This window comes from Olleya namhaensis (assembly GCF_900114005.1).
Lineage (GTDB): Bacteria > Bacteroidota > Bacteroidia > Flavobacteriales > Flavobacteriaceae > Olleya > Olleya namhaensis.
The window spans coordinates 212339-233066 of sequence record NZ_FORM01000003.1; the positions used below are offsets into that span (position 1 = coordinate 212339).

22 protein-coding genes are annotated in these 20728 nt (G+C 32.7%); 4 read left to right on the forward strand and 18 right to left on the reverse strand.

The annotated features are described in order from the left end of the window. Positions 1–105 precede the first annotated feature (105 nt). Entirely contained in the window at positions 106–486 is a 381-nt protein-coding gene (locus BMZ09_RS06600) for a hypothetical protein (protein WP_090838735.1), read from the forward strand. A 76-nt stretch (positions 487–562) separates the two neighbouring features. Here the strand turns inward: BMZ09_RS06600 and BMZ09_RS06605 are convergent, their stop codons facing one another. The 7 genes from BMZ09_RS06605 to BMZ09_RS06635 all read right to left on the reverse strand — a co-directional run bounded on the left by BMZ09_RS06605 (position 563) and on the right by BMZ09_RS06635 (position 8350). After that, entirely contained in the window at positions 563–901 is a 339-nt protein-coding gene (locus BMZ09_RS06605) for a DUF4870 domain-containing protein (protein ID WP_090838737.1), read from the reverse strand. An 84-nt stretch (positions 902–985) separates the two neighbouring features. Further along, positions 986–1399 (reverse strand): DUF6691 family protein, encoded by a 414-nt coding sequence (locus BMZ09_RS06610; protein ID WP_090838739.1) that lies wholly within the window; start codon positions 1397–1399, stop codon positions 986–988. Between the two features lies 1 nt (position 1400). After that, complete coding sequence (locus tag BMZ09_RS06615) at positions 1401–1955, reverse strand: YeeE/YedE family protein (RefSeq protein ID WP_090838741.1); 555 nt, start codon at positions 1953–1955, stop codon at positions 1401–1403. 93 nt (positions 1956–2048) lie between these two features. Beyond that, a complete protein-coding gene (locus BMZ09_RS06620) occupies positions 2049–2258 on the reverse strand; it encodes a YgaP family membrane protein (RefSeq protein ID WP_090838743.1) in 210 nt (69 codons plus the stop codon). Between the two features lie 168 nt (positions 2259–2426). Next, entirely contained in the window at positions 2427–5621 is a 3195-nt protein-coding gene (locus BMZ09_RS06625; protein ID WP_090838744.1) for an efflux RND transporter permease subunit, read from the reverse strand. Between the two features lie 232 nt (positions 5622–5853). Beyond that, positions 5854–6930: an efflux RND transporter periplasmic adaptor subunit gene (locus tag BMZ09_RS06630; RefSeq protein ID WP_090838746.1), complete on the reverse strand. Its 1077-nt coding sequence runs from the start codon at positions 6928–6930 to the stop codon at positions 5854–5856. 112 nt (positions 6931–7042) lie between these two features. Continuing rightward, positions 7043–8350, reverse strand: coding sequence for a TolC family protein (locus BMZ09_RS06635; RefSeq protein ID WP_090838748.1), 1308 nt, complete (start codon positions 8348–8350; stop codon positions 7043–7045). A gap of 288 nt (positions 8351–8638) precedes the next feature. Between BMZ09_RS06635 and BMZ09_RS06640 the strand changes: the two genes are divergently transcribed. The 3 genes from BMZ09_RS06640 to pncA all read left to right on the forward strand — a co-directional run bounded on the left by BMZ09_RS06640 (position 8639) and on the right by pncA (position 11825). Further along, positions 8639–9637 carry a metal-dependent hydrolase gene (locus BMZ09_RS06640; protein ID WP_090838750.1) on the forward strand — a complete coding sequence of 333 codons (999 nt, stop codon included), beginning with the start codon at positions 8639–8641 and terminating at the stop codon, positions 9635–9637. Between the two features lie 125 nt (positions 9638–9762). Beyond that, complete coding sequence (locus BMZ09_RS06645) at positions 9763–11160, forward strand: nicotinate phosphoribosyltransferase (protein ID WP_090838752.1); 1398 nt, start codon at positions 9763–9765, stop codon at positions 11158–11160. 59 nt (positions 11161–11219) lie between these two features. After that, positions 11220–11825: a bifunctional nicotinamidase/pyrazinamidase gene (gene pncA / locus BMZ09_RS06650; RefSeq protein ID WP_090838754.1), complete on the forward strand. Its 606-nt coding sequence runs from the start codon at positions 11220–11222 to the stop codon at positions 11823–11825. 69 nt (positions 11826–11894) lie between these two features. Here the strand turns inward: pncA and BMZ09_RS06655 are convergent, their stop codons facing one another. The 11 genes from BMZ09_RS06655 to BMZ09_RS06700 all read right to left on the reverse strand — a co-directional run bounded on the left by BMZ09_RS06655 (position 11895) and on the right by BMZ09_RS06700 (position 20716). Next, positions 11895–12191: a hypothetical protein gene (locus BMZ09_RS06655; protein ID WP_090838756.1), complete on the reverse strand. Its 297-nt coding sequence runs from the start codon at positions 12189–12191 to the stop codon at positions 11895–11897. A 15-nt stretch (positions 12192–12206) separates the two neighbouring features. Continuing rightward, positions 12207–13280: a cytochrome d ubiquinol oxidase subunit II gene (gene cydB, locus BMZ09_RS06660; RefSeq protein ID WP_090838758.1), complete on the reverse strand. Its 1074-nt coding sequence runs from the start codon at positions 13278–13280 to the stop codon at positions 12207–12209. A gap of 2 nt (positions 13281–13282) precedes the next feature. Continuing rightward, the gene (locus BMZ09_RS06665; protein WP_090838760.1) at positions 13283–14614 is read right to left on the reverse strand and encodes a cytochrome ubiquinol oxidase subunit I; all 1332 of its coding nucleotides are present in this window, start codon (positions 14612–14614) and stop codon (positions 13283–13285) included. A 111-nt stretch (positions 14615–14725) separates the two neighbouring features. After that, positions 14726–15448, reverse strand: coding sequence for a peroxiredoxin (locus BMZ09_RS06670; RefSeq protein WP_090838762.1), 723 nt, complete (start codon positions 15446–15448; stop codon positions 14726–14728). 193 nt (positions 15449–15641) lie between these two features. Next, complete coding sequence (locus tag BMZ09_RS16155; RefSeq protein ID WP_168800759.1) at positions 15642–15791, reverse strand: hypothetical protein; 150 nt, start codon at positions 15789–15791, stop codon at positions 15642–15644. 95 nt (positions 15792–15886) lie between these two features. Further along, positions 15887–16471 (reverse strand): class I SAM-dependent methyltransferase, encoded by a 585-nt coding sequence (locus BMZ09_RS06675; protein WP_090838764.1) that lies wholly within the window; start codon positions 16469–16471, stop codon positions 15887–15889. Beyond that, the gene (trxA, locus tag BMZ09_RS06680; protein WP_090838767.1) at positions 16471–16767 is read right to left on the reverse strand and encodes a thioredoxin; all 297 of its coding nucleotides are present in this window, start codon (positions 16765–16767) and stop codon (positions 16471–16473) included. The genes BMZ09_RS06675 and trxA overlap by 1 nt, the downstream gene beginning before the upstream one ends. Positions 16768–16779: 12 nt before the next feature. Further along, positions 16780–17772 carry a c-type heme family protein gene (locus tag BMZ09_RS06685; protein WP_090838769.1) on the reverse strand — a complete coding sequence of 331 codons (993 nt, stop codon included), beginning with the start codon at positions 17770–17772 and terminating at the stop codon, positions 16780–16782. Positions 17773–17781: 9 nt separating this feature from the next. Next, on the reverse strand, positions 17782–18051 hold the full coding sequence (locus tag BMZ09_RS06690) for a heavy-metal-associated domain-containing protein (protein WP_090838771.1): 270 nt from the start codon (positions 18049–18051) through the stop codon (positions 17782–17784). A gap of 229 nt (positions 18052–18280) precedes the next feature. Further along, positions 18281–19696 (reverse strand): MBL fold metallo-hydrolase, encoded by a 1416-nt coding sequence (locus BMZ09_RS06695; RefSeq protein ID WP_090838773.1) that lies wholly within the window; start codon positions 19694–19696, stop codon positions 18281–18283. A 225-nt stretch (positions 19697–19921) separates the two neighbouring features. Beyond that, a complete protein-coding gene (locus tag BMZ09_RS06700; RefSeq protein WP_090838775.1) occupies positions 19922–20716 on the reverse strand; it encodes a sulfite exporter TauE/SafE family protein in 795 nt (264 codons plus the stop codon). Between the last annotated feature and the right edge of the window lie 12 nt (positions 20717–20728).

Genomic DNA, 20728 nt, shown 5'->3' on the forward strand with positions numbered 1-20728 from the left:
AATGTGTTATTGCTACTTATTTTAGTACTTTTAGCGCTTAAAACAATATTATTAATTTCCCTCAGTTATTATAATTACATTTTATTGAAACAATTAATCCAAAGTATGAAAAGTAACATTAAACTAATACTTTTAGTTCTAGTATGTTTAACACAGTTATCTTGTCAAAACGATAACAACACAACAAGTACAACTAGTAACAATTCCATTATTGGAGAATGGTTAAGAAGTGACTACTTAGTTGATACATCTACAGAATATAAATTGTTTTTTTATGAAGATAATGCTAATGGCTTAATAACAGAAAAACTAACCACCCAAGCAGGAGTAATATCTAGTGCCAACCCATTTACTTGGACACTTAACGAAGCTGAATTAATTATAACCGAACAAAATGGCACAGAAACCATAACATCGGTGCAATTTTTGGGAAATGGAAATCTAATTTTAGAAAATTTTTCGACTTTAGAGTTTATAAGACAATAAACGCAAACAACATAGTATATAACCTAAAAACGCAACCCTTACAGGTTGCGTTTTTCTCTTTATCATAGTAATATAACTAACTAATAAAATTAAAAGATAAAGGGTATTCTGGGTTTTCGCCATTACTAACTTTAACAGCATTTATTACTGGATATATAATAGATACTAGGCCTAGAACAAACCATCCTAAAAAACCTAATCCAAATAACAGTATTAAAGGTACACATACAAAGTATAAAACAACAATACTTAACTGAAAGTTAACGATTGCCTTTCCATGTGCATCCATGTCGTATACTTTATCTTTTTGGGTCAACCATATTATTAATGGCAAGATTAAGCTACCACATCCTATAACTAAAGATGCCAATTGACTTAAATGGGTTAATACTAATAATTGTCTGTCTGTTTTCATTTTTACTTTAATTCGCTTTTTAGATTTACACCTATATGACGTATAATTTGTAAAAATGTTACAGAGTTTGAAAAATATTTTTAATTAATGTGGCAATTTACCCTTTAAAACACCATATAAAAATGTCCCTAATGCTGCTGACAAAAACACGATAATAATAGGCAGATAACCCGCACCTATAAGCACAAATATTGGTCCTGGACATGCACCAACTAGTGCCCAACCAAGTCCAAAAATAATACCTCCAAGTAAATATCTAGAAAACGATTTTTCCTTTGGTGCAATTACAATTGGATTACCATCAAACGATTTGACGTTATACCTTTTTATAATTTGAACAAACAAAATACCAAACGCTAAAGCTGTACCAATAATACCATACATGTGAAATGCTTCAAAACGAAACATTTCATAAATTCTAAACCAAGAAGCAGCTTCTGATTTGTACATTATAATCCCAAAACAAAGTCCTATAAAAATAAAAAGTAGTTTTTTCATATTAAAAAATTAAAGGGAATAATAAATGAACCATTACTAATCCACCAATAAAAAAGCCTATAACAGCAATTAAAGACGGAAGTTGTAAATTACTTAATCCAGAAATGGCGTGACCAGAAGTACAACCTCCAGCATATCGTGCTCCAAAACCAACCAAAATACCACCAACAACTAAAATTATAATGGTTTTTATATCGCTTAAAGCGGAAATAGAAAATAACTCGACAGGTAAGTATTGGTTTTCAGTTGAAATATTTATACTAGATAACGATGCTTTTGTAGCATCACTAATGGCTGGCATATCTGTAGCTGACAAATAATGTGATGCTATAAACCCACCAAGCATAGCTCCTATCACGACTAATAAATTCCACACATCCGATTTCCAATCAAATTTAAAAAACGAATTGACTTTTCCGGCACCACAAGCAGCACAAAAAGTTCTTAAGTTTGATGACATACCAAACTTCTTTCCCATTAATAATAAGAATAGCATTGTACAGGCAATTAAAAATCCTGAAACAAACCAATGCCAAGGTTGAAATAAAAAATCCATAAATTAAATTTGCGCAAAAATACATGCTACAAATCAATTTATGGAATTTTACAACACCAATTTTATAGGAATAAACCTATTATAAAACTAATGTTATTTAACACTACAACCTGCACCTTCTTTCCTCACACCTAACTTTACTAATATTGTTTCTAACAAACACCATTTTGTAAATGCAGACTGTATTAAGTTAACGCCAATAAACACAGTAAACCACATCCATTTTGGACTTACATAAACAGATAGCACCACACTTAACAATACCATTACACCAACAATTACTCTAAAATATGTATTCAACATCTTTACTCTTTTTTTTAAATTTATAGCTTAACATTCACGTCATTCTGAACTCGTTCAAAACCTAATTATTCACAACTCAACTTTCTTTTTATTACCCAATCTTATCAGCAAACCGCACGTCATTCTGAATTCATTTCAGAATCCCATCATTCACAACACAATTACCCATTATTTATAATTTTGCTTCTCTATCATATAATAAACAAGAGGCACAACCAGTAAAGTCAACACTGTAGACACAATAGTCCCTCCCATTAATGATATCGCCAATCCTTGAAAAATCGGATCAAAAAGTATCACAAATGCTCCAATAACAACCGTTCCTGCTGTTAATAAAATTGGCGTTGTACGCACCGCGCCTGCTTCAATACACGCTTGTTTTAGTGGCACACCTTCTGCTGTTCTTATATTAATAAAATCAATCAGTAATACCGAATTCCGAACCATAATTCCTGCTAAAGCAATCATACCAATAAACGACGTTGCGGTAAAAAACGCTCCCATAATCCAGTGTCCTAATATAATTCCGATTAACGATAATGGTATCGCAACCATCATAACGATTGGTGCTTTAAAGTTTTGGAACCAGCCTACAATCAAAATGTATATTAAAATAATGGCTCCTAAAAAGGCAATACCTAAATCTCTAAATACCTCTAAAGTAATTTGCCATTCACCATCCCATTTTACAGTATAATTAACTTCAAAATCTGGTTGACCTAAATACATTTCGTTTAACTCGTAGCCTTTTGGTAACGGAATCTCTTTTAACTTTTCTTCCATTCCTAAAATAGCATAAGCAGGACTTTCTAATTCTCCAGCCATATCTGCCATCACATAAACCACGCGTTTCTGGTTTTTACGATAAATACTTTTTGCAGCTATCGTTTCCGTAATAGTTACCAAATCTGCAATTGGTACCATATTTCCTTGTTTCGATTTTACTTTTAATTGCGAAATATCACTAATTGTAGATTTCTCTTTTTCATCTAAAGCCAATATCAAACCTACTTGAGTAACCGCATCTTCATCATATAAATTTGTGATCGCTCTATTAGACAATGCCATATTCATGGTATACGCAATTTGTTGTGGCGCAACACCATACAGCATGGCTTTTTCTTTGTTTATATTAAATTGATATTCGGTTTGATCGGCTTCCACCATCCAATCAATATCTACCACATCATCTGTGTTTTTTAAAATCTCTTGAACGCCATTGGCGATTTTAATTTGCTCGTTATAATCAGGTCCATACACTTCTGCAACAATCGTTGACAATACTGGAGGTCCTGGTGGTACTTCTACCAATTTAATATTAGCGTTATACTTTGCTGCAATTTTCTGAATATCTGGACGCATTAATTTTGCTATACCATGACTTTGAATATCACGTTCGCCTTTATCAATTAAATTCACTTGGATATCTGCCATATTGCTTCCTCCTCGTAAATCGTAATGACGCACCAAACCGTTAAACGTAATTGGTGCAGATGTACCAACGTAATTTTGATAATTAACCACTTCTGGTCGCGTCGCTAAGTATTGCGACACTTCTTGTGCTACAACTCCTGTTCGTTCTAACGTTGTGCCTTCAGGCATATCAATAACTACTTGGAACTCATTCTTGTTATCAAATGGTAACATTTTTACAGCAACCGATTTTGTAAAAAACAACACCATTGTCGCTATTAAGACCATAAACGTTATCCCCAAAAACAACCAACGCTTACCTTTGCTTTCTAATAAAGGACGTTCAAACTTGTTGTAAACCTTATAAATAAGCGTGTCTTCAACTGCTTTTTCTAGTTTCTCTTCTGCTCCTTTTTTATCTTTTTCTCTTAAGAAAATATAACCTAAATAAGGTGTAATAGTTAAGGCAACAAATAAAGATAATATCATAGCAATGGATGCTCCAATTGGCATTGGTGCCATATAAGGACCCATTAATCCAGATACAAAAGCCATAGGTAAAACAGATGCTATAACTGTAAATGTTGCTAAAATGGTTGGATTTCCAACTTCATTTATAGCATACAAAGCAGCTTGTTTAAAAGGCAAACGTTTCATCTTAAAATGCCTGTGCATATTTTCGGCAATAATAATGGAATCGTCTACAACAATACCTGTAACAAATACCAAAGCGAATAAGGTAATTCGGTTTAGCGTATAATCCATCATGTAGTAACTCAACAATGTTAAAGCAAACGTAATTGGAACCGATAAAAACACGACCAATCCACCACGCCAACCCATTGCTAGCATCACTACAAGTGTTACTGCAAAGATAGACCCAATAAGGTGCCACAGTAATTCCGATACTTTATGCGACGCTGTTTCACCATAATTTCTAGTAACTTCCACATGCACATCATCTGGAATTAAAGTACTACGTAAATGATCTACTTTAGCAATAATCACATCAGCAATTTTCATGGCATCTGCACCTTTACGTTTCGCTACCGAAATAGTTACTGCAGGATATTCCGACTTATAATCAGCCGATTTTATACTTCCTTTTCCGTAACCTAAACTCACATAATTTTGTGGTACTTCTGGTCCATCAATAATTTTTGCGACTTGCTTTAAATAAATAGGCTGATTCTGTTGCACACCAACCACCAAATTTTCTACATCAGTAACCGAAGCTAAAAAAGCACCTGTATTTACTAAAAACTCAGTATCATTCTTATCAAAACTTCCAGCACTTAATTGGCTGTTATTGGCTTTAATCATTTCCGAAACCGACAAGAAATCCAAACCACTTGCAGCCAATTTATCTTTATCTAAAACCACACGTAATTGGCGATCTCTACCACCAATTTTATGTGTAATAGCCACATCGTTTATCTTCTTAATTTCGGCTTCCAACTCTTGAGCCATTTGGTTTAACTGGTAATCGTCATAATTTTCACTCCACAACGTTAAACCCAACATTGGCACATCGTCAATCGCACGTGTTTTTACTAACGGAAACGTAACACCTTCAGGCATTTGGTCCATGTGCTTATTAATTTCGTTGTATAATTTCACAAAAGAACGCTCAATATCTTCGCCAACATAAAACTGTACGATGACCATTCCTTGCTCCTTCATAGACGTAGAATACACGTATTCCACACCTTTAATATTCGAAATTAATTGCTCTAAAGGCTTAATCACACGTGACTCTACTTCCGTTGGACTTGCTCCTGGATACCCTACAAAAATGTCTGCCATAGGCACATCAATTTGCGGTTCTTCTTCACGCGGAATTAAAAACGAACTGTACACACCAACCACCATAAATACAATCATCAAAAGCACTGTAAGCTTCGATTGCATAAAGACTTTGGCAATTTTACCTGCGATTCCTTCTTTCATAATTATTACTTTTTTTCATTCCCATGACAATGGAAATCTTTATATTTTGGGCGTTTTAACAGGCTATCCACTGTATCTTTTTTATCTGTCATTACGACAGTAAATTTTTTATTTACTGTGACCATCTCTTAATCGATTGGGAGATTACCACGTCGTTGCACTCCTCGTAATGACTACTTATTTATTAAGTAAAAAAAAGGATGCCGTTTCTATCCTTAACGCAACTTATTAGTTATTGAATTGTAATTTTTGCGCCATTAAACAGTTTGCCTTCAGCAGAAACAATGTATGCTTCGTCTGCATTTAAACCAGATAACACTTCCACTTGATCCCCAAAAATTCTACCTAAACGCAACCAACGTAATAATGCTGTATTGCTTTGGCTTACTGTATAGACTCCAGATAATTGTCCGTTTGTTACAATCGCTTCAGTTGGAATTAAAACCATAGATGACGTTGCTTTTCTTTCTACAGGAAATTGAACCGTTGTAAACATGCCTGATAAAATATTAGCCTCTGTTTTATCTAAATCTATTTTCACTAAATATTGTCCTCCAGTATTTTTAGCAGAAGTACTCACTTCTTTTACTTTTCCTTTTATGGTTTTATTGATTGATTTAACTAACACATCAACAGTAGCTCCTTTTTTTATAGCAGAAATTTCTGTTTCCGGTACCATTGCCATCACTTCAAAATTTCCAGGTGTTTCTATACTTATTAATGATACACCAGGATTTGCCATGTTACCAGCTTCTACATTTTTACTAGTTACTGTTCCGCTAAAAGGTGCAGTAATATTACTGTAAGCAAATTGTGCGTTAATTTCGTTTTTCATTTGATTGGCGCCTTCTACTCTAGCTTTTGCCATTTCGTAATTTGCAGTCATATCATCCATCTCTTTTTGAGACGCACTATTATCCGCAAATAAATTTTTAAAACGGTTGTAATCTTTTTGAGCATTGCTTAAAGCTGCATTTGCTTCTGTAATCCCCGCATTTACTTGCGCTCTTTTAGCTTGTAAATCGCTATTATTAATAGAGACTAATAATTGTCCTTTACGCACTTTGTCTCCTACGTTTACATGTACTTTATTAACGTAACCCATCATTCTAGTACTTAAATCGGCACTATTAGTGGCCTGTATTTTACCGCTTACAGATAAAAAAGGGCTATTCCCATTTGCTGCTACTTGACTCGTTTTTACGCTAATTGCTGGCGAATTATCTACAACAAGCTTTTTGTCTTCGCTACCACAACTTGCTACTAATAGCGCTACAGAAAGTGTTAGGATTGTATATATATTTTTCATGGTTGTTATTTTTTATTTAAGACACTTCGACAAGCTCAGTGTGACATATTTTTATAATTAAAAACTCTCGGAAATCAATCTTGATTCTTAGTTCTATATTCTTGTATCTTTTTTATTCTTTAGTTAAAAATTGCAAATATGCTTGTGTGTAATTGTATTCAAAAATAGTTTGGTAGTATTCCAATTGCTTCTGTGCGTATTGTGTTTCGGCAATTAGTAAATCGGATGTTTTCTCTAAACCTTCTTTAAATCTGTTGGTTCTAATTCTTAAAGATTCTTCAGATTGTTGTAATGCTAGAGTTGTTAATTTCAACTTATTATCAGCATCTAAAAACGTACGTTTTGCTTTGTTTAATTCTAAATTACTTTGTGATACGTATTGTTTGTATTCTAGTTTCGATTTTTCAAATTCGGCTTTACTTTTTTGTACTTTTCCAAAACGTTTTGAGCCTTTAAAAATATCCCAACTTAACTGTGCTCCAAATAAGTAGCCATTTGCATCACCTTGAAAAATTTTATCGTCATACAACTCATAACTCCCAAACGCATTTAAACGTGGTAAAAATGCCATTTTATCTGCTTTATTCATAGCTTCATAAGCATTGGTTGCTAATTGCATGGCTTTAATGTCAGAACGATTTTCAGACACCATTTTATCTTCTAAAGTAAAAGAGGCAATGGTTAATTCATCTGTTGGTGTGTAAACTACATAAGCATCATCATTCATTAAAAAAGACAAATAATTAGACGCATTTTGCACATTACTTTTAGCGGTTTGCAACTGATTCTGAACTTCAGTAACACGTACTTCCATATTCAAAACATCTGCGCGTTGTAAATACCCTTGTTTAAAACTATCATCTGCTAATTTTTTATTAGCGTTTGCAGCTACTAACGCTTTTTCTAAAACAGTAACTGCTTTATATGCTAACTGCAATTGCATGTAGGCTTTATCAACTTCAAACACTAAATACTCTTGTGTACGTTCTGTTTTTAAAGACATAGCTTCCATTTTAGATTTGGCTGCTTTACGTTGGTAAATACCATCTAAATTTATTAATGGTTGCTGAATTTCGAATTTGGTTGCGTAGTTTTCAATTTGAGAAGGATCGTTTAACAACGCAGGACTAAAATCATTCTGTGTTAAAATCTCTTGATTTAATTTAGAACCAAAAGCCATTAAAGGATTGGTTGTCGCCATTGCAGTGTGACTTGCTGTAATGTTTGGCAAAAACACAGCATTAGTTTGTCTGTAGTCTGCTCTAGCTGCGTTAAAATCTTGTTCGGAAATTTTTATACTAGTATTATTTTCAGATACCTTAGACAAAACATCAGATTTTGCTATGGGCACCAAGTCTTGTGCTTTTACAGACATACTGAAAACAAAAAGTAAAGCGACTATATATATGTGTTTTTTCATTTATCAATAATTTACAGTACAAAAATAGTTCAGGAATTTACTTTACTCAGTAACATAGGTTACTTAAGAAAAGTAATAGCAATCAAGACATCATTAATAGTTCTAAATTTATAATAAATAAAAAGTCTACACACTGACAATTATCATTCAAAATACTGATTATTAGACAATTATATTAAACCAAATAAAAAAAATGCTGACAATCTCCTTTTAATAAGCGCCCAAAAAGTAACTTAAAACATAAGTATTGTAATAAATATATTGGTATCCCTTACTTTTGTATTTGATATGGATTCATTAACACAAATAGTATTAGGTGCAGCTGTAGGCGAAGCTGTTTTAGGCAGAAAAGTTGGAAATAAAGCCATGCTTTATGGCGCTATTGCAGGAACTATTCCTGATTTAGATGTCCTAGCATCCTTTTTTACAGACAATGTCACTGCACTTTATGTGCATCGTGGATTTACGCATTCCATTGTGTTTTCTTTACTTTTCTCGCCCATATTGGCATGGATTGTGACACGGTACGAAAGCTATAAAAACTTTAAAAACTGGACTTGGCTATTCTTTTTAGCCTTTGTAACACACCCTATTTTAGATGCACATACGACTTGGGGAACACAACTGTTTTGGCCTTTTGATTTACGATTAGCCTTCAAAAATATATTTGTAGTTGATCCATTATACACCGTGCCTTTTCTAGTGTTTTTAATTTTGGCAATGCGCCAGAAACGAACTACTGCAAAACGTCGCTTTTATAATAACATGGGATTGATTTTAAGCACCTCTTATTTAGCATTAACTTTATTATTAAAATGGGCTGCTTATACAAAATTCGAATCTGCTTTAGCAACACAAAACATTGACTATATAGATATTGACACAAGACCATCACCTTTAAACACGATACTTTGGAGTGCCAATGTGCAAACTGAAGATGCTTATTTACTTGGTAATTATTCGTTTTTTGATAGCCAACCCATCACTTTTGAAAGCTATCCAAAAAACCACGACTTATTAGGTAGTCTTGTTGAGGATAAAAGTGTAAAACAAATGATTGCTATTAGTGAAGGTTGGTATACTATTACTAAAGAGAATAACACAATTTACTTTAACGATTTACGCTTTGGATTATTAAGCCTAAAACCAAAATCAACCAATTTTGTTTTTAAATACAAATTAGAAGTTGATCCAACGGGTAAAGTTTCATTTATAGAGGCGCCTAAAGATTCTAATGATGGTAAAAAGCTATTATCAGAACTTTGGCAACGCTTAAAAGGGAATTAATTTCGGTTTAAAAACCATTATTTAATTTCAACTAGACTAATTATTACATACTATTAATTTCTTTAGAATTTGAGAATGGAAATCTTTCAAATTTTAAATATCTTGTAAACTAAACTTATAAATTTATGGACATTACTGCAGCATATACGGATCTATATCAAATTACAATGGCGCAAGTCTATTTTGTGACTAAACCAAATGGTAAAGCTGTATTTGACTATTATTACCGTCGTAATCCTTTTGATAATGGGTATGCCATATTTGCGGGGTTAGAAGATGTTTTAGATATACTAGAATCGCTTAAATTCTCAGAATCTGATATTTCTTATTTAAAGCAAAAAGGATTTGAGAACGAGTTTTTAGAGTATTTAAAAAACTTTAGCTTTAAAGGTAGTATACGCTCTAGTAAAGAAGGTGATATTGTTTTTCCTAACCGTCCCATTTTACAGGTTGAAGCCAATATTATAGAAGCACAAATTATAGAAACCCTTTTACTAAATATTCTTAATTTTCAAACCTTAATCGCAACCAAAGCTAGCAGAATACGCTATAGTGCAAAAGATGCCATACTACTAGATATGGGATTACGTCGTGCCCATGCTACAGGTGGTTATTATGCGTCAAGAGCTGCTGCTATTGGTGGTTTTGACAGTACTAGTAATGTGAAAGCTGCAGAAGATTACAACATCGCATCAACAGGAACAATGGCACATTCGTTTATACAGAGTTATGATAATGAATTAGACGCTTTTCGTGATTTTGCGCAAGTACGACCTAAAAACTGTGTGCTTTTAATTGATACTTATAATACCCTAAAATTAGGACTTCCAAATGCGATTATTGTTGCAAAAGAAATGGAAGACAAAGGTGAAAAATTATTCGGAATCCGATTGGACAGTGGAGATTTAGCGTATCTTTCTAAAAAAGCAAGAGCCATTTTGGACGCTGCTGATTTAAGTTATGTAAAAATAGTAGTCTCTAATCAGTTAGACGAATTTGTTATAAAAAGTTTAAAAGAACAACATGCGCCTATTGATGTTTTTGGTGTAGGAACTAATCTGGTTACAGGAAGACCAGATGCGGCGTTAGATGGTGTTTATAAATTATCTGAATACAATGGAGATCCAAGAATTAAACTCTCTGAAAACATTATAAAAGTATCGTTGCCTTTTAAAAAGCAAGTGTACAGAATGACTGATGCTGATGGATTGTTTTATGGAGCAGATGCTGTGGCTATTTACACCGAAGGTGAGATTGATAAAATGGAACATCCTTTTGATATTACCAAGCAAATAGATATTAGTGCACTAAAAAAAGAACCTTTGTTAGAGTTAGTCATGGAAGATGGTAAACGTATAATTCCTGCTAGAACTGTTACCGAAATTGCAGAATATTCGCAATCGCGTTTAGCACAACTTCCGGATGAATATAAACGTTTTCAAAATCCACACACCTATAAAATAGGACTAAGTAGTCAACTTAAAAAGGAACGAAACGATCTAATTAACAAACATAAAAGCTAAAGCAATACTTCAGATGGTTAGGTCAGTCTTAGCTTTATATATTAAAAAATAATCTAAATATGAAAACACTTTTAGTTATTGATGTACAAAACGATTTTATGCCTAGCGGATCTCTTGCTGTACCCGATGGAGATAATATTGTTCCCGTAATAAATAGCATACAAGATAAATTCGATTTGATTGTAGCTACGCAAGATTGGCATCCAAAAACGCATTCTAGCTTTGCTGTAAACCATGATAATAAATCTAATTTTGATAGCATAGAATGGCGCGGGAAATTGCAAACCTTATGGCCGGAACATTGCGTACAAGGCAGTAAAGGAGCCGAATTACATCCAGAATTAGACACTACAAAATACGAAGCTATTTTTAGAAAAGGTACTGATATAAATATTGATAGTTATAGCGCCTTTTATGACAACAACCATTTAAAAGCAACAGGGTTAACAGGTTATTTAAAAGAAAAGGAGGCCAAAAAACTCTATTTTTGTGGTCTAGCATCTGATATTTGTGTTTACTTTTCTATTCGCGATGCTATTCAAGAAGGTTTTGAATGTTATTTTATTGAAGATGCTGCTAAATCTTTAGATCTAGAAGTATTTGAAACTATTAAGATTAAAATGGTTGCTATGGGTGTACATATTATAACTTCAGAAGCTATTTAAAACTATCTAAACATTCTCTATCTCTTTTTTATTGGATTGGAAACAAAACCATACCTGATTAATACATTGTTATTTATTCAGTTTTTTATAGATTAATTTAGCAACTACAAGTCCTAAAACGCCTCCTAAAATAGAGACAAAACAATTGACGACGAATAAAGTTATATTAAAACTTTCATTTTGCATTATTGACCAGGGATCAAAACCTAATCTTCCAAAAGATTTGATTAAAAAAATACTTCCAAAAACACCTACTAAAGTGTTTCCTATGAAACCAAAAGAGTACTTTTTATAAAAAACACCAAAGATATTAGCCGCAATAATGCCAATAAGAATACTAACTAGTGAAATTAAAGTCCCTGTCATAATAGAAAGTTTACACTAGTGTCCGTAATCCATTTTATCAACTTTTCCTGCCATTAGTCTTTTTTGAATAATGAAGTAAATAACAATCAGAATAAAACCAATAATTGCCCAATTAAAAGCGACTGACAAACCATAACTTTCTGTAGCTGTATTGTAAATTGTTAAATGCTCATGCGTATTATTGATAGACGGTAATATAACCGGAAATAATGACGCCAATGACGATGTAATTCCTCCTAAAATTAATAAGGTTGAAAACATAAAACCATGACTTTCTTTCTTTAGTTTGTTGATAAAAAACAATCCAATTAATCCTGTAAGATAAATAAGAGGAAAGACTATTAAATAAGGCCTTTTTATAAAGTTATCTAGCGAGTTAGGGTTAACAATTTGCCATATAAATAAGGAAAACACCGTTAGTATTGCTAGAGCGATATTCAACTTAAAAATGACACCTTTAAGTTTTGTATTAATTGAAGAATTAGTTTTTAAAATCACCCAATTAGCACCATGAATAGCTAAGGTGATCACAGAAACTAACCCTATAATAATTGTAAACCAATCTATAATTCCAGGCGTATCACTTAATGGACTAAAACTACTATCCCATAAGGGTAAGAAAAAATAATGTCCTTCGTAAGCTGAAACTCCATTTTCAACGCCTCCTAAGTTTACACCTCTAACAATATTACCTAAAGCAATACCAAAAAACAAGGCTAATAACAAACTTGACACACCAAATGAGGTGTCCCAAATGTCTTTCCACATTTGATACTTAAATTGACCTCTAAACTCTAAACCAATAGCTCTGAAAATAATTAGCCAAAGCACTATAATTAATGGCAAATAAAATCCGCTAAAAACAGACGCATAAAATGTTGGAAACGCCATAAAAAGCATTCCTCCTGCTGCAACTAACCAAACCTCGTTAGAATCCCAAAATAATCCAGCCGATTTTGCGATGACTTCTTTGTCTTTTTCTTTTTTAGCAAAGAACAAATGAATGATTCCTGTACCAAAGTCGTAACCATCTAAAATAAAAAATACTGCTAAAACAATAGCGATTGCTATATACCAAAATACTTCCATAATTAATGTGTTTGAGGTTTTGGACCTTGATTAATAGTTTTACCAACTAAGACTAGAAATAACAAGCCTAAAAGCATATATAAAGCAACAAAACCAAGCAATGTAAATAACGTGTTTCCTGAAGATACTGTTGGCGAAATCCCATCCCTAGTTTTTAATAAACCATACACTAGATAGGGTTGACGCCCTAGTTCTGCAGTATACCAACCTGTAAGATTTGCGATATAAGGAAATGGCACCAAAAACATAATGATCCATAATAATGGTTTTAATGTGTATAGTTTTTTTCGCCATAAAAAGAAAAGTGCCAATGCCATTACACCTATAAAAATAGTTCCTAATCCAACCATTATGTGATAAGAATAATAAAGTGCAGGAATATTACTTGGCAATTCTTCTTCTTTAAATTGATCCATTCCCGGAATTTGTTTATCCCAATCTTGATGGGTTAAAAAGCTTAATATATTAGGTACTGCTATTTTATTATCTAGCTTCTTTTCTACCATATTAGGTTGTCCAACTAAAACAATTTCGGCTCCAGCCTCTTCTGTTTCAAAAATCCCTTCCATAGCAGCAAAAGAAGCTGGTTGGTATTCTGCAACATTTTTAGCATTCCAATCACCTGTTGGAAAAGCAACCAATACACTAGATATTAATCCGAAAATCACACCTGTTTTTAAGAATAATTTCCCGTATTCCGTTTGCTTATTTCTTAATACATAAAATGCACCAATACTTGCTACAACAAACGAAGACGTAACAACCGACGCTATTTGATTGTGCAAAAAGGCTGGTAATAGCCAAGGATTTGTAAAGAGTGCTGAAAAGTTTTCTAAAACAAATTTACCGTTTTCTAAAACCTCATAACCTACAGGATGTTGCATCCAAGCATTAGTAGCTAGAATAAACCATCCACTTGCCCAAGACCCTAAAAAGACTAGAAAACCTGTTAGAAAGTGTAGTTTTTGTCCCATTAGTTTTTCACCAAAAATAAAGAGTGCTAAAAACGAGGATTCTAAAAAGAAAGAAAACATCCCTTCCATAGCCAAAGTCTGACCGATAATACCACCTGTGAGTTCTGAAAACTTTGCCCAATTGGTACCAAATTGAAACTCCATTGGAATACCGGTAACCACTCCCATGGTAAAATTGATAGCAAAAATTTTCATTAAAAATTTTGCTGCATTGTTATACTTTTCGATGTTATTTATTAAATACTTCCCCTTAAAAAAGACTATCAATAATGATAATCCCATGGTTAATTGTGGAAATATATAATGAAATGTGATAGTAAATGCAAACTGCAACCTATCGTAAAAGAGCATGTCTTCCATATCCTAGTTTTTAGACTATAAAAATACGACACAACGCTTAAACGCTGTGTAACCTTTATCACAAAAAAGCCTCAAAAATGAGGCTTTTTTGTTATTTATAATTAGTTTGAATTATTTTTTTAAGATTGCATCTAAGACTAAGTCTTTATCTAGTTTTTTAGTACAGAAAAACCAGTCTTTACAATCTAAATCTTCTGTAGATGTCATACGTTCTTCAGCAACACCACATGATCCAGCAGGAGATACAATTACATCATCTCCAGGATTCCAATCTGCAGGAGTAGCTACATTAAACTTATCTGAAGTTTGCATAGCTATTAAAGCTCTGTAAAGTTCATCAAAATTACGACCTAAACTTAATGGATAATAAATGATAGCTCTAACGGTTTCGTTTGGATCTACAAAAAAGACAGCCCTAACTGCTTGTGTTTTGCTTTCTCCGGGTTGAATCATTCCATATTTTTTGGCAACTTCCATCGAGATGTCCTCAATTAAAGGAAATTTAACCTCAATGTTTTTCATTCCGTTAAATTCAATTTTATCTTTAATAGTTCTTAACCAAGCAATGTGACTGTATAGACCATCAATTGACAAACCGATAAGACTACAGTTTGCTTTTGCAAATTTTTCTTCTAAATGCGCAAATGTCATAAACTCAGAGGTACAAACAGGTGTGAAATCTGCGGGATGACTAAATAATATAGACCATTTGCCTTTATAATCTGATGGATAATTAATATTTCCTTGCGTCGTTACTGCTGTAAATTCTGGTGCTTTATCACCAATTCTTGGCATTGCAAATGTGTCTTGTGGTGTTGTTTCTAGAGTATTCATAGTATATCGAGTTTTAATTATTTATAGTATAAAATTACTCTAGAAGTGCAAGTTGGTTTGTAACATTTGTGACTTAAACCATACGTATTCCCTATCCTATTATAAGTGTTAACAATAGCTAAAACAAACACTTTATTGCATAAAAAAAGCGCATAATATGCGCTTTTTAAATTATTATCTGTAGTGTTTTAAATTATCTTTCTTTTGGCTCTTCTTTATCTCTATCACTGTTTGTCATTGAACTTACTAATAAACCAATAAGTCCTAAGCAAACAAGCGCGAATATAGCAATCATTATTACTCCGTTGTTCCAATTGTATAATGCAATGTTTTGAGATATCATAGTATAAAATTTATGTCGTTATTTGATAGTGTAAAATTACTATTGCCTTTTTAAATTTAATATGACAAATATCAGTTTTATCAAACCTTTGTTAGTTATCCTTTTTTTTGAATGATAAAAAACAATTCTCGTCCTGCTCTTGGCTTTATTGAGTTATAAGCCTCGTCCATAATCTTAATATCAAAATAGGGCTTAAAATAGCCTAAATACTCCGTTTTACTACCTCCAAAAGGTGGATGCGTTGTATTTAACACAGCATCAAATAGTAATCCCGAAACGCTGCCTTTTGAATTTAAAATCTCAGAAGCTTTTTTAGCGTAAGCATTTCTTAAACTTGGATCTATCGCACAAAAAAAAGTTTGCTCTATAATTAAATCAAACATCATATTTAAATCAAAAAAATTATCCAAAATTAGATTTGAAGATGGAAAATCGGGCACTCTAGCTTTTAAGTTATCTAAAGCTGTTTTAGATAAATCGACAACAAAGATATTCTTGAAGCCTTTATTATAAAGGTATTCTGCTTCATAACTATTACCACCACCAGGAATTAAAATTTTTAAATCTAAATTAGTTAACTGATCAAAATAAGCTTGCAATGGCGGAGAAATGGTTCCTAAATCCCAACCAATATCATTAGATTGGTATCTATCATCCCAAAAACCTGCGTTTAAATCCATTAATACGTTGCTGTAATAACATCAATCAATTCGTTTTTTTGTAGCACACCTGATTGTCTCCAAACTTGTTTTCCATTTTTAAATAACAATAACGTTGGCACACCTCTAACTTGATATTTAGATGCTAATTCTTGGTTTTTATCTACATCAATTTTTATAATTGAAACGCGTTCTTTTAAATTATCTTTTACATCTTTTAAAATAGGGCTCATTGTTTTACAAGGCCCACACCACTCGGCATAAAAATCCACCAACACTGGTGAATCTTGATTTATTATTTCTGAAAATTTACTCATTATTAATTTTATTTATTTATCAAAACTAACACTCCAAATACCTCTAACCTGATTTATAGAATAACCTGTTGCCTTATCCTCAGGGTACAAATTAGCAAGACTATTTAATGTTGGTCTTTTAATATCTTGATTTGGTTTACCATGACATTGCAAGCACATTGCGTTTGTTGTTATAGGGTAATATACAAGTACTTTGCTATCTAAAACATCAACTATAGGTTTTGGTTCTGTATTATTTTTGATGTCGTTTTTAAAAGATTTAATATACGTCAATTCTTTATTATTTGCTAAATTATTTTGATTTCTTGGTTTGTCTGAAACTCTTTTTATGGTTGCATTATGTACTACAGACATGCTATCTGTTAAAGGATAAGCCTTTTCATTACAAAACGCCAAAGCTTCTAACGTCCCTTTTTTCTGGATAGTTCCCATTAGGTTTTTTCCTAAAACAGCTTTAGTTGTTAAGGCATATTTTAATCCACGTTCCGCGTATGGTAAATCTTTAAAATTCACTTCAGTCTGCTGCTGGTTAACGCTATTTTTGTTTCTATTTCCTTTATGGTTACCATTTTCTTCATTAAAATGGGCTTCAAACCAATCTGGTTGATCAATATCATAATCAAACATATAGTCTGCTATTTCAGCAATTGTCTCTTCTGGAAATGCTTGCTTTGGCATAACACCAAAACGTTTTACTGCTCCAAACATTTTAGCGTCTTGTGCATTGGGATTTTTGACCCATGCTTGCATATTTTCTACAAATTGCGCTTTAGTTGTATTTTTATCTATATAATGCTTTTTGATAGCAATCATTGGCGGTCCAATCCTTTCAGATTGACTTGCTGCTGGACTATGACATGTGTAACAGTTTGTCTCCATTAGCTTTTTTCCAGGATGCTTATTAGCCTCCATTTGTGTGTCAAATGCAGAACGTTTTTTATTTTTAGAATTATTGCAGCTAACCAAAAACAACGATACTATTATAAGTAAGTAGACCTTTTTCATGATTTTTTTTTATTGTGAAAGCTTTCCAGTAGCACAACTAACAAAAGATTTAGCTTTAGATACTAAATTATTATCATCATCTATTGAAGGGTAACCTAATGCTTTAAGTCGCTCTTTTACTACTAAAGCTTCTGCTTGATTATTATGATTAAATGCTACTACACTATTGTCAACATCTATTGTTATCTCAGAGATGTTTTCTATTTCGGCTAATTTTGTAGTGATAGTGTTTGCACAACCACCACATTTTAAGTTTTGTACTACTATTGAAGTGTTCATTTTTAATTCTATTTTAAATTTCGGTAAAATGTGTTCGCTAAAATGCTCGGTTCATTTTTAATTCTATTTTAAATTTTGGTAAAACTGTTTCGCCGTAAGGCCAAAGTATTAAAGTAATATATAAATTTACTACAAATTGAAATCTTAAACGGTAACTAATGTTACACAAAAAAAGCGCGTATTACAATTATGCAATACGCGCTTTTACTAACTAAAAATAACTTTAATATTATTTTAATGTTGTAGGACAAACAAAGTCTGTTCTTGGTATGTCTGTTTTCTTGATGGCACCATAACCTCCGGCGACATCTATTAAGTTATGAATACCTCTGCTTTTTAATATTGATGCTGCAATTACAGATCTGTAACCACCAGCACAATGAATGTAAAACGGTTTATCTTCTGGAAACTCGCTTAAATGACTGTTTAAATTATCTAAAGCGGTGTGTTTTGCACCATCAACATGCTCGGCAGTAAATTCGCCATCTTTTCTAACATCAAAAATAACGTCTTTGTTTTCTTCGTATCGTTTAGCAAACTCTTCTGCAGAGATTGATGTTAATGTATCATAATCCATTCCTGAACTTTTCCAAGCCTCAAAACTACCGTCTAAATACCCAATTACATTATCAAAACCAACACGAGATAAACGTGTGATTACTTCTTCTTCTCTACCTTTTGGAGCGACTAATAAAACCGGCTGACTAACGTCTGCAATCAATGCACCAACCCAAGGCGCAAATCCACCATCAATACCAATAAATATAGAACGGGGAATATGTCCTTTTATAAATTCGGTTTGATTACGCACATCTAAAACAATAGCTTCAGTCTCATTAGCTGCAGCTTCAAAAGCCTTTGGAGTTAATGGTTTCTGAGATTTAGTCATGACTTTATCAAAGCTTTCATAACCTTTGATGTTCATCATAACATTTTGAGGAAAGTATGCTGGTGGCTCTGATAACCCGTCTAATACTTCAGCAATAAATTCGTCTTTAGTCATATCTGCACGTAACGCATAATTAACTTCCTTTTGATGTCCTAAAGTATCAGTGGTTTCTTTACTCATGTTTTTACCACAAGCAGAACCAGCGCCATGTGCTGGATATACAATAACACTATCTGGTAAGGTCATAATTTTATTACGAAGCGAATCAAATAAATACCCTGCTAGCTTTTCTTGTGTTAAGTCTGATGCTATTTTTTGTGCTAAATCAGGACGTCCAACATCTCCTATAAATAAAGTATCTCCTGTAACTATACCGTGCTCTTTTCCATTTTGGTCAATGACAAGATACGTTGTGCTTTCCATAGTATGACCTGGTGTATGGATGGCTTTTATTTTATAGTCTCCTACTTCAAATATTTGACCATCCGTTGCTATAACAGCATCATAAGATGGTTTTGCTGTGGGTCCAAATACAATTTGAGCGCCTGTTTTTTCTTTTAAATCTAAATGGCCAGACACAAAATCTGCATGAAAATGCGTTTCAAAAATATATTTTATTTTAGCATTGTCTTGCTTTGCTCTTTTTATATATGGCTGCACTTCCCTTAATGGGTCAAAAATTGCTGCTTCTCCATTACTTTCTATATAATAGGCTGCGTGTGCCAAACAACCTGTATAAATCTGCTCTATCTTCATTTTGAATTCTATTTTATATTTTGGTAAAATGTGTTCGCTTTAATAGCTCGGTTCATTTTGAATTCTATTTTATATTTTGGTAAAATGTGTTCGCTTTAATAGCTCGGTTCATTTTGAATTCTATTTTATTCTACTAAAAGAAGTTCGCCTTAAGGCTAAACATCTTATTTAATTCTTCAAATTTACTAATGTTTTTAAATTTTTATAGCAACATAAGTTACATAATTAAAAAACCAACTCCTTAAAAATTATATAAATTGACATTACTAATACAAAGTAACCAAAGCTCTTTTTTAGTTTTTTTCCTGAAACAAATTTAGAAAAATAACCACCTACCAATATCCCAACAATTGTTAATAAAGAAAAAGTTAACAGAAAAAACCAATCAATATCTAAAGTTTGAGCATCTCCAGAAAACCCTATTAGTGAGTTAATTGCTACAATAACTAAAGATGTTCCGACTGCTTTTTTCATATCTAAACCAGCCCAAAGCACCAGTGCAGGAACATATAAAAAACCACCTCCAGCACCAATTAACCCTGTTATAACACCAATTATTATGCCTTGAACAAACGTTTTGTAATAGGGTTGAGACCCGTTAGAAATAGAATCTTTTTGTTTTGTTTTAATCATTGAAAAAGCTGCCAAAAACATGATAATAGCAAAAAATATCATGATTGCCATACCTTTAGTTAATGCAAAATCTCCTATTGTAAAAAGCACATCTGGTATTGCTGGCACCAAATATCTTCTAGAAATAAAAACAGCAATAAATGATGGAAACGAAAAGGCTAAACCTGTCTTAAAATCTACTAATCCTTTACGGTATTTTTGAACCACACCTACAAGAGATGAAGACCCTACCACAAATAAAGAATACGCTGTTGCAATTATTGGATTAAACCCTAAAAAATAAACCAATAATGGTACTGTTAAAATGGAACCACCACCACCAATTAAGCCTAAAATAGCTCCAATTAAAAATGCCGCAACGTAAGTAAAAATTTGTGTAAAATCCATAGGTTAAATTAT